The sequence below is a fragment of the Intrasporangium sp. genome (assembly GCF_040414665.1).
In the GTDB taxonomy this organism is placed as follows: Bacteria; Actinomycetota; Actinomycetes; order Actinomycetales; family Dermatophilaceae; genus Intrasporangium.
Genome location: NZ_JBEDUL010000092.1, coordinates 1 through 9,458, shown reverse-complemented (window position 1 = coordinate 9,458; position 9,458 = coordinate 1). Strand labels below are relative to the sequence as shown.

The following is a 9,458-nucleotide window of genomic DNA, read 5'->3' as shown; positions in this document are numbered from 1 at the left end:
TACTGCCGAGGAAGGGTCGGCCGAATGACAACAAATGAAACCCCGCCGGACGTCACGCAGAGGCGCTGGTCAGACGGGGTTTCGTGAGAGTGGAGCTGAGGGGATTCGAACCCCTGACCTTCTCATTCCGCGAAGGTCGCCTTTGTCTCTCGCCGGATCTCGGAAGAACTCGGCGACACCTGCTCTGACCTGAGCCGATACCCGACATCGGTGTCGTTGCCGATCACGAGACTACCCGAGCAGCACGCACGATCTCGGAGTGCCTCGGGCCGATTCCGCGGAGTAAACGCGGATCAGGCGGACTTCACAACCGGGTCGCGGACTCCCGTGTCACTGGAGCCGGAATGACGCGCCCGCCGAGGATGCCTGTAAGGGTACGCGGCAGTTCGTGCGCCGGCGTTCGTCGGCGCCTTGTGGCCGGCGACCTGAGCCCGGCCAAGGCGATCCATCGGTGGATGGACTATAGGTCCGCCTGATCCTTTTCGGCCATTTTGGTGTTGGACCAGTCAATCGGCGGCAGATCAGCCTCGGCGAGGAAGGCATTGGTCGACGAGAATGGCTTGCTGCCAATGAAGCCGCGGTAGACAGACAGCGGCGAGGGGTGCGCTGACTCGATCACCTTATGGCGCGGGTTCTGGACGAGTTTCTTCTTCCTTCGGGCGTCGTTGCCCCACAAGATGAAGACCACTCGATCGTCCTTCTCGTCCAGGGCGCGGATCACAGCGTCGGTGAAGGTCTCCCATCCTTGGCCCCGATGCGAACCGGCCTTGCCCTCACGGACCGTGAGGGTCGTGTTGAGCAGTAAGACGCCCTGTCGCGCCCACCCTTCGAGGCTGCCGTCCGGCAGGTCGACGCCAACATCAGATTTGAGTTCCTTGAGGATGTTGACGAGCGACGGTGGCTTGTTGGGCAGACTGTCGGGCACCGAGAAGCACAATCCGTGCGCCTGGCCAGGTCCGTGGTATGGGTCTTGGCCCAGGATGACGACGCGAGTGGCGTCGAACGCGGACAGTTCAAAGGCCTGGAAGACCTGATCGGCGGGCGGGTACACCGTGTGTTCGCCGGTGCGTTCAGCGTCAACGAACGCCGTCAAGTTCGACCAGTACGGCTTGGACAGCTCAGCACTCAGTGCGTTCGCCCAGTCCGAAGGCAGCCCGGCTGCCCCCGGTCGGGTTTCGGCTGTCCTTCGTTGCTCAGCGTTCATCGGCTCCGCTTCCTGACACGCTCGCGCCACGAGATCGCTCATGTTGTGATCGATGCCGCCATCTTGGCGCGCACGGGGCAGTCCTGGAGCGACATCGCGCGTGGACGCTCAGCGCACACCCCTTCACAGCAGGCCCGTGACGGTGGAGTCGGCCTGGGGCGCGGTGCCAGCATTGCTGCTGGTCCGTTTCCCCAGGCCGCTCGCCGAACCCGCCGTGCGGCTCTCACCGCAACGGGCTCTCCATGGTTTCTGCCGTGGTTTGGTTCAGGCAGCCGGGGCCCAGGGGTTGGGGATCTGGTTGCCCCGGTAGCGGTACCGCGTGATGGGTATCGTTTCGGGGTTGAACAGTTCGATCCCGTCCGCGCTGATGGGGTGCCACCGGCCGGTGTGGTCGGTGAGCCAGCGACGGACGTCCTTCCACTTCCAGCGGTGCCGGGTGCGCGTCATCCGCACGATCCGCCACCAGGTGTGGTGTTGGAGCTTGCTGAGGATGCGCTTGGCGATGGCGTGCTTGAAGTAGTTGGTCCAGCCGCGCGTGATCTGGTTGATCCGGATCAGCACGGCCCGTAGGTCCTGCTGTGACGTCCTGGGGGTCAGGGCACGGATCTTGGCCTTCACCGACCGGAACGGCCGGTCGGCGATGAAGGTGTAGACGTACCACTTGTTGCTTCCCCTCTTGCGCTTCCACTGGAGGCGGAAGCCGAGGAAGTCGAACCCCTCGCTCATGTGCACGATCCGGGTTTTGGCCCCTGAGAACCGCAACCCGAGCGGAGCGAGCACCTGGGCGATGTCCTCGCGCAGGCCCAGCAGGTGGTCCTCGGTCCCGTCGGTCAGCACCACGAAGTCGTCCGCGTAACGGACCAGGCGCCAGTTCGGCAGGTCCTTGCGCCGCCTGCTGCTGCGTTGATAGGCGGTGCCCATCGTCCCGCCCGGTTTCCATGGCGCATGCAGGTGCTCGTCGAGCACCGACAGCGCGATGTTGGCCAGCAGCGGGGACAGGATGCCGCCTTGCGGCGTGCCGGCGTCGGTGTTCTCGTGTTCGCCGAGTTCGGTGAGGATCCCGGCCTTGAGGAACGCCTTGACCAGCCGCAGCACGCGCTTGTCCTTGACCCGCAACCGGACCCTATCCATCAGGGCGACGTGGTCGATCGAGTCAAAGCACGCCTCGATGTCCGCATCCAGCACCCAGCGGTAACCCTTGGCGCCGAAGTGGTGGATCTCGGCGATCGCGTCGTGTGCGCGCCGCTCGGGCCGGAACCCGTAAGAGACCGGCTCGAAGTCGGCCTCGAAGATCGGTTTCAGCACCAGTTTCAACGCGGCCTGCACGACCCGGTCGGTCACCGTCGGGATCCCGAGGCGTCGCACCTTCCCCGACCCGCCCGGTTTGGGGATCTTACGTTCCCGCACCGGCTCGGGCCGGAACTCGCCAGTCTTCAACGAGTCCCGCAGGTCGTCCAGGAACCGTGAGGCCCCGACCTCCTCCTCGATCCGGGTGACGGTCCACCCGTCCGAACCGGCGGTCTTGGCCCCCTGGTTGGTCGCGACCCGGTCCCACGCCACGATCAGCGTGGCCGGGTCATGCACGAGGTTGAACAGGTCGTCGAACTGGCGGCCAGGATCAGCCGCCGCCCAACGGTGAAGCTTGGCCTGCATCTCCGATACCCGTCGTCGCGGCCCCACCCAATCCTGCCCGGATGGGTCCTGCTCGATCGGGGCGTCACCGTTCGGTGGCGCATCTTTCGGCATTACAGCCTCCAATCTCTTCTCGTTACTTCTCGAAACCACTGCCGCCCTTCGCCCTGTGACCGGCTCTCCCGGCCCCCACGACAGGTCGTGACCTCCTGCGACTACTACGGCGGCTCCGTCCCGTCCCTGACCGATCGGCCGACGGTGTGCCCAGCCCGGCGACCACGCTGGCCGCGTGACCACCCGGCGGACCAGGGACGGTTCCCGTGTTCACTTGTTGATCGCTCGACGAAGGAGGCATCCGACTCGGCCCCTGCGACCTCGCCGTGGCTACCCCGCAGCACGTCACCCCGGCCTCCCCTCAGTCCCGCCGACATTCCGGGGAGTTCCCCGCCTCCGTGATGAGGGAGACGGGTGCGCGTCGCGTCCGGCCCAGATCCGCCAGGTTCGAGCCGGTGCGTCTTTGAGAGGCGTAAACGTCGGTTTCTCGCGTATGCCTTTCCGTCACGCTCGCCACACCCGCGTCGTCTGGCAGTACCGGCACGCCATGGCTTTGTCAGGGCTGCTCCCGCCACCCCGGCACCTCCCGGGGCAGACTGCCCTCAGCTTCGCAGTCCTGCTGCGACAGAACCACGGTCCAGGTCTCTCACCTCAACTCGATCAACAAGCGCCTCGCGGCGCACCGGCGGAGTGACGCACTGTCGAAGCCGCTAGCGCGGCCAGAGCGGCAGCTCAGGCCAGCCTCACAGTCAACTGTCCATTGGCGTGCTGCTTGGACACCACCTTGGCGCTCCGCGACTCCACGAACTCTCGGAACGTTGTGAACCCGAGCGACTTCTCCGTGAAGGCCGGATCCATTCGCTGCATCTGGCTCTTGACCCCGGCCGCGTAGACCCAGTCTTCATCGCCCTTCTGGAGGCCGACCCGAATTGCGCGGACGAGGAGGTCGGTCGCCTCCTCTTCTGCGGGGTCCGCAGACACCGACCTCCTTGCCGGAGTCTTCTTGGCGACGGCCTTCTTGGCCGGCGCCTTCGTCTCTGCCCGCTTGGTCGCCGGCGGGGTGACACCGGGGAGGTGGGCGTAGTCGATGAACTCGTTGCAGGCTGAGACCAACGACTTGCTGGTTGACCCAGCGACGCCTATGCCGACCACGTAGCGACCGAGTTGTTTGCAGCTCTGTGCGAGTGGGACGTAGTCGGAGTCTCCGGCGACAAGCACCACGTGCGAGATCTCGGGATGGCGCATGAGGTCCTCGACAGCGTCCACGGCGAGCCGGATGTCAGCTCCGTTCTTGACGCCAGAGGCGGTGAACAATTGAACGAGGTGAAGCGCTCGTCCCATCAGCTCGTCCTTGTATGCCGCGTTGGCGGGGACCGACCAGTCGGCGTAGGCCCGGCTCAGCGACACGCTGCCGAAGGAAGCTGCGTAATCGATGATCGCCCCGATATCGACCTGGGCCTCGGCCAACTTCGCGTCGATCGGGTCGGTTGAAGTCGCGGATCGCCGACGCAGGCGCGGATCGTCGCGTCGCCACGCCTGCTTGCCGTGAATGTCGTCGTATCGGGAAATGACCACATTGTCGAAGTCGATGTAGACAGCAACCCGTTCGCTCATGGCGCGAGCCTACGGCCCGCTGGCGTCAGGGGCCCTCTCCGGAGAGGACACGACGCGCGCGGAGGATTGCCAGAGGGCCCAACTCGGCAACACCGGGTGAATCCGGCCAGGCGCGGACGCACCAGTGGGCGCCTTGACGGAGCCGAAAAGACGCACGCTTGGCGGCCAGGCGCGGACGCACCAGTGGGCGCCTTGACGGAGCCGAAAAGACGCACGCTTGGACAGGGCATGCCGACGGCGCATGGGCCAGCTGTGACGTCGGTAATCGGGCAGGATCCTCACGATGACCGTTGCCACCGCATCGGGTTCCGGCGGTCCCACGGTCGCCGTGCCCACGAACTGCCCGTCGGCGTGCGTCTCGAGCCGGATCGTGCGGTTCTGGCGTGCCGAGTCGTCGAGCCCGACGACTGGTGCCGTCGCTGCGGGTGCGAGGGCGTCGCGCGGGACACGGTGACCCGGTTGTTGGCGCACGAGCCGCTGGGCTGGCGCCCAACAGTCCTGCTGGTCACGGTCCGCCGCTACCGGTGCACCGTGTGCGGGCGCGTGTGGCGCCAGGACACCAGCCTGGCGGCCGAGCCACGGGCGAAGCTGTCCCGGCGAGGGCTGCGGTGGGCGCTGGAGGGGATCGTGTGTCAGCACCTGACCGTGGCCGGGTCGCCGAGGGCCTCGGGGTGTCCTGGAACACCGCGAACGACGCGGTGCTGGCCGAGGGCAGGCGCGTCCTGATCGAGGAACCCGGGCGGTTCGACGGCGTCACCACGGTTGGTGTTGATGAGCACGTCTGGCGGCACACCCGCCGTGGGGACAGGTACGTCACCGTGATCATCGACCTCACCGCTGTGCGTGCCGGGACCGGTCCGGCGCGGCTGCTGGACATGGTCGAGGGCCGCTCGAAGCAGGCGTTCAAGGCCTGGCTCGCCGAGCGTCCCCAGGACTGGCGCGCGGCGGTCGAGGTCGTCGCGATGGACGGGTTCACGGGTTCAAGACCGCGGCCGCCGAGGAGCTGCCCGATGCCGTGGCCGTGATGGATCCCTTTCACGTGGTCCGCCTGGCCGGCGACGCACTGGACCGGTGCCGCCGCCGGGTCCAACAGGACCTGACCGGACACCGCGGCCGCACGGGCGACCCGCTCTATGCCGCGCGGCGGACCCTGCACACCGGCGCCGGCCTGCTCACCGACGGGCAGACCCAGCGCCTGCAGGAGCTGTTCGCGTTGGAGGAGCACGTCGAGGTCGAGGCGACCTGGGGCATCTACCAGCGAATGATCACCGCCTACCGCGAACCCGACCGCACCCGAGGCCGCGAGCTCATGCGCAAGCTCATCGCCTCGGTCAGCCACGGCGTCCCAGCCGACTTGGTCGAGCTCATCACCCTCGGGCGGACGCTCAAGAAGCGAGCCGCCGACGTCCTGGCCTACTTCGACCGGCCCGGCACGTCCAACGGACCAACCGAAGCCATCAACGGCCGGCTCGAACACCTGCGCGGCTCCGCCCTGGGCTTCCGCAACCTGACCAACTACATCGCCCGATCGCTCCTGGAGACAGGCGGATTCAGACCGCGACTACACCCTCGATTGTGAAGAGCCCGTTTGAGGTCCCCGCCAACAGACATGGCTTGCCTTGGCCGCCGAACAGAACCTCGGGGTGTGTCAGACGAACGGTGTTTCCGGCACTTGTTTCCTACAGGTTCTCCGCCGCCGGCATCCGGTCGGCGAAGGTGACGGCGAACGCGTTCAGTGCCGGCTTCCACCGTGTGATCCATCGTGCCTGCCCCAGCCCCTTGGGGTCCAGCCCGCGGGTGACCAGGTACAGGCACTTGAGCGCAGCCTGCTCGGTCGGGAAGTGCCCCCGCGCCCCGACGGCCCGCCGATATCTGGCGTTCAGGGACTCGATAGCATTGGTGGAGAACAGAACCCGCCTGATCTCCACGTCGTAGGCGAGGAACGGGGTGAACTCCTCCCACGCCGCCCGCCACAGCTTGGGGATGGCCGGGTAGGGCTTGCCCCACTTCTCCTCGAGCTCCTCGAACGCCGCCCACGCCGCCTCCGCGTTGGGCGCCGTGTAGATCGCCCGCAGGTCCCGCGCCAGCTGGTCCCAGTACTTGCGTGAGCCGTATCGCAGGGTGGCGCGGATCAGGTGGATCACGCAGGCCTGCACGATGGCCCGAGGGAACACCGCGGTGACCGCGTCCGGCAGGCCCTTGAGGCCGTCGCAGACGACGAAGAACACGTCCTTGACGCCCCGGTTGCGCAGGTCGGTCAGCACGTTCATCCAGAACTTCGCGGACTCGCCGCCGCCTTGCCCGGCCCACAGCCCGAGCACATCACGGTGCCCTTGCAGGTCGACCCCGATCGCGACGTAGAACGGCTGGTTGCCCACCTGCCCGTCCCGGACCTTGACGTAGATCGCGTCGATGAAGACCGCCGCATAGACGGCCTGCAGCGGCCTGCTGGACCAGGCCTGCATCTCCTCGAGGACCGTGTCGGTGATCCGGGAGATCGTGTCCTTCGAGATCGACGCGCCGTACACCTCGGCGAAGTGCGCGCTGATCTCACCGGTCGTCAATCCCTTGGCGTACAAGGAAATCGCAACCGCATCGACGTCCGTCAGGCGCCGCTGCCGCTTCCGGACGATGACCGGGGCGAACGTGCCGGCCCGATCCCGCGGCACCTCGATCGTGACCTCGCCCGCGGCGTCCGTGAGCACCGTCTTAGGGCGCGTGCCGTTGCGAACGTTGCCGCTGCCCTCGACGGGCGTCTGGCGCCTCTCGTGTCCCAGGTGCTCGGTCATCTCCTCCTGCAATGCCGACTCGAGCACCGTCTTGGTGATCGACTTGAGCAGCCCGTCCGGGCCGGTCAGGTCCTCACCCCTGGCGCGAGCGGCCTTGACCAGCTCACGCACCGCAGCCCGCTCAGCCTCACCAGGCTCAGCGGTCTTCACCGCTTGCTTGGGCATCGAGCTCATGCCCTCGAGTGTCTCGGTCATCAGGTGACCAGCCTTCCTCGCCGGCTACGCCGGCGTGTCGGCCAGAAACACCGTTCAACGGACAGTCCCGAACCTCGCCTGCGACCCACGTCAATCGTGGGCGATATGGGTCACCTGCTTACGCGACTTGGACGGCGTCCTTGAGCTTGGCAGGGATCTTCTCGGGGAACGACACGACGAGGTGGCGGCCGAGTGCAGTTGCGACGCGGGCGAGGGTGTCGATCCGGTTCCGGGCGCCGCCGCCTTCTTCGAGGCGGGAGATGACCGACTGGGTGGTGCCCATGCGTGCGGCGAGCTCGCGCTGGCTGAGGCCGGCCTCGGTGCGCAGGTCGTAGATGAGCTGGCCGAGGGCCAGGTCCTGCTCGATGCCGGCACGGGTCTCGGCTGAGGGCGCGGGGCGCTTGTCCTTGGCGTCGGTCCAGCGTGAGTAGTTGGCCATCGTCTCCTCCTTCATCGGCTTCATGGGTAGCGCAGAGCGCATTCAGCTGCTGCGGTGCGTGCCCGGTCGATCTCGTGGCGTTCGTTGTTGCGTTGTTTGCGGAACGTGGTCAGCAGGATGATCCGGCTGTCCTTGGTGAACCGGTAGGTGATGCGTCGTGCGGTCGGGCCGAGGCTGAACCTCAGCTCGCAGAGCCCGTCGCCCAGGCTGCGGGACAGCGGCATCCGGGCTTGGTGTCCGAGGTCGGCCAGGCGGTCCACGATCACCACGACCCGTTGCCACTCGTGGTCGGTCAGCGTGTCGAGCCAGGCGACGACCTCGTCGTGAAGCTCGACCTCTGCCACTGCACGATGATCGCATTTTTGCGATCATCGCACAAGTGCGATCAGCGGTCGGCGCCGGTCAGAGTCCGAGGTCGCGACCGGAGGTGGTCTGCAGGGCCTGGACTGGGCGGATGTAGCGGTCGATGAGGATGTCGATGCGGCGGTGCCGGGTCTGGGCGGCGATCCGGTCGACACCGACGCCGGCCAAGGCGGCGCTGGTGGCGTGGCCTGCGCGCAGCGAGTGGCCGCTGATCCGGCCGCCGGAGAGTCCGGCGGCCAGTGCGCGTTCCTTGACCAAGGTGGAGACGGCGTTTCCGGACAGGGGCCGCAGCGGCGGGCCACCGGGTCGGAGGCTGGTGAAGACCGGCCCGGGTGCGGTGCCGCGGAGGGCGAGCCAGGCGTCGAGGGCGGCGATGGGGTCGGTCAGGGGGTGCTGGCCGTGGGCGATGCCGACAACCTGGCCACGCGCCTCCTGGTCGGTCTTGGAGCGGCGCAGGTGCAGCAGCAGACCGCCGGGCTTGGCCTCGAGGTCGGCCAGGGTGAGGGCGGCGAGCTCGGTGCGGCGCAGGGCGCCGGCGAAGCCGAGCAGGAGGAGGGCGGTGTCGCGGACACCACGGTCGGTGGCGCGGTCGATGGCGGCGACGATCTGGCGCAGTTCGGCGACGCTGAGCGGGCGGGCCGGGCGGCGGGGCGCACGGCCGATGATCCGGCGCAGTCCGCGGCGGACCTGGCGGACCGCGTCGTGGGCGATCGGGTCCGAGACGCCGTGGGAGCGGTGCTGGTGCGCGATGGCGGAGCAGGCGGAGTCGATCGTGGCCAGGGAGAGACGCTGCTCGGCGCACTCGGTCAGGTAGGCGCAGACCGCTGCCGGCTCGGCCGGGAACGACATGATCCCGCGGCCGGAGCACCAGCGCATCCAGCGACCCCACGCGAAGGCGTAGACCTTGCGAGTCGACGCGGCGCAGGTGGCGGCGAGGGCAGCGGCGATCCGGGCGGCGTCGTCGTCGGTGAGCCAAGCGCAGGGATCCGTGGCTGGATGTGAGGGAAGGTCGGTCGCGGTGGGCTCGGACAGGGAGATGAGAGAAGTCGTCATCGCAGGGTTGTACCGGGGCCGACGTGGACGTCCGGGTCGGCCCCTCAGCGGGGGCCGGGTCCGAGCAGGTGCTGCGGTGAAAAGCGCGAGTATTCGCGGAGCGGCCATGCTGTCT

At 67.7% G+C, this 9,458-nt stretch carries 7 protein-coding genes and 1 pseudogene; 1 reads left to right on the top strand and 7 read right to left on the bottom strand.

Translation table 11 applies throughout. The features are described from left to right. Nucleotides 1-460 precede the first annotated feature (460 nt). The 3 genes from ung to ABF401_RS10285 form a co-directional block, all read right to left on the bottom strand. Nucleotides 461-1,246, bottom strand: a complete 786-nt coding sequence (gene ung, locus ABF401_RS10295) for a uracil-DNA glycosylase (protein ID WP_353509465.1) — start codon at nucleotides 1,244-1,246, stop codon at nucleotides 461-463. Nucleotides 1,247-1,468: 222 nt separating this feature from the next. Further along, a complete protein-coding gene (ltrA, locus tag ABF401_RS10290; RefSeq protein ID WP_353509464.1) occupies nucleotides 1,469-2,857 on the bottom strand; it encodes a group II intron reverse transcriptase/maturase in 1,389 nt (462 codons plus the stop codon). Between the two features lie 765 nt (nucleotides 2,858-3,622). Continuing rightward, nucleotides 3,623-4,504, bottom strand: coding sequence for an NYN domain-containing protein (locus ABF401_RS10285; protein ID WP_353509463.1), 882 nt, complete (start codon nucleotides 4,502-4,504; stop codon nucleotides 3,623-3,625). A 345-nt stretch (nucleotides 4,505-4,849) separates the two neighbouring features. Here ABF401_RS10285 and ABF401_RS10280 point away from each other — a divergent pair. Next, nucleotides 4,850-6,083: pseudogene (locus tag ABF401_RS10280) on the top strand (ISL3 family transposase); the annotation flags it as partial. A 100-nt stretch (nucleotides 6,084-6,183) separates the two neighbouring features. On the opposite strand, the gene ABF401_RS10275 reads toward ABF401_RS10280, so the two are convergent. The 4 genes from ABF401_RS10275 to ABF401_RS10260 form a co-directional block, all read right to left on the bottom strand. Further along, entirely contained in the window at nucleotides 6,184-7,488 is a 1,305-nt protein-coding gene (locus ABF401_RS10275) for an IS256 family transposase (RefSeq protein ID WP_353509462.1), read from the bottom strand. A gap of 118 nt (nucleotides 7,489-7,606) precedes the next feature. After that, nucleotides 7,607-7,927 carry a helix-turn-helix domain-containing protein gene (locus ABF401_RS10270; RefSeq protein WP_353509461.1) on the bottom strand — a complete coding sequence of 107 codons (321 nt, stop codon included), beginning with the start codon at nucleotides 7,925-7,927 and terminating at the stop codon, nucleotides 7,607-7,609. Between the two features lie 20 nt (nucleotides 7,928-7,947). Further along, a complete protein-coding gene (locus ABF401_RS10265; RefSeq protein WP_353509460.1) occupies nucleotides 7,948-8,271 on the bottom strand; it encodes a type II toxin-antitoxin system RelE/ParE family toxin in 324 nt (107 codons plus the stop codon). Nucleotides 8,272-8,329: 58 nt separating this feature from the next. Further along, complete coding sequence (locus ABF401_RS10260; RefSeq protein WP_353509459.1) at nucleotides 8,330-9,343, bottom strand: tyrosine-type recombinase/integrase; 1,014 nt, start codon at nucleotides 9,341-9,343, stop codon at nucleotides 8,330-8,332. Nucleotides 9,344-9,458 lie beyond the last annotated feature (115 nt).

Excerpts from the sequence above, each read along its gene's own strand:
- ABF401_RS10260 (WP_353509459.1), bottom strand. The coding sequence starts at position 9,343 with ATGACGACTTCTCTCATCTCCCTGTCCGAGCCCACCGCGACCGACCTT.
- ABF401_RS10270 (WP_353509461.1), bottom strand. The coding sequence starts at position 7,927 with ATGGCCAACTACTCACGCTGGACCGACGCCAAGGACAAGCGCCCCGCG.
- ltrA (WP_353509464.1), bottom strand. The coding sequence starts at position 2,857 with ATGCAGGCCAAGCTTCACCGTTGGGCGGCGGCTGATCCTGGCCGCCAG.
- ABF401_RS10285 (WP_353509463.1), bottom strand. The coding sequence starts at position 4,504 with ATGAGCGAACGGGTTGCTGTCTACATCGACTTCGACAATGTGGTCATT.
- ung (WP_353509465.1), bottom strand. The coding sequence starts at position 1,246 with ATGAGCGATCTCGTGGCGCGAGCGTGTCAGGAAGCGGAGCCGATGAAC.
- ABF401_RS10275 (WP_353509462.1), bottom strand. The coding sequence starts at position 7,488 with ATGACCGAGACACTCGAGGGCATGAGCTCGATGCCCAAGCAAGCGGTG.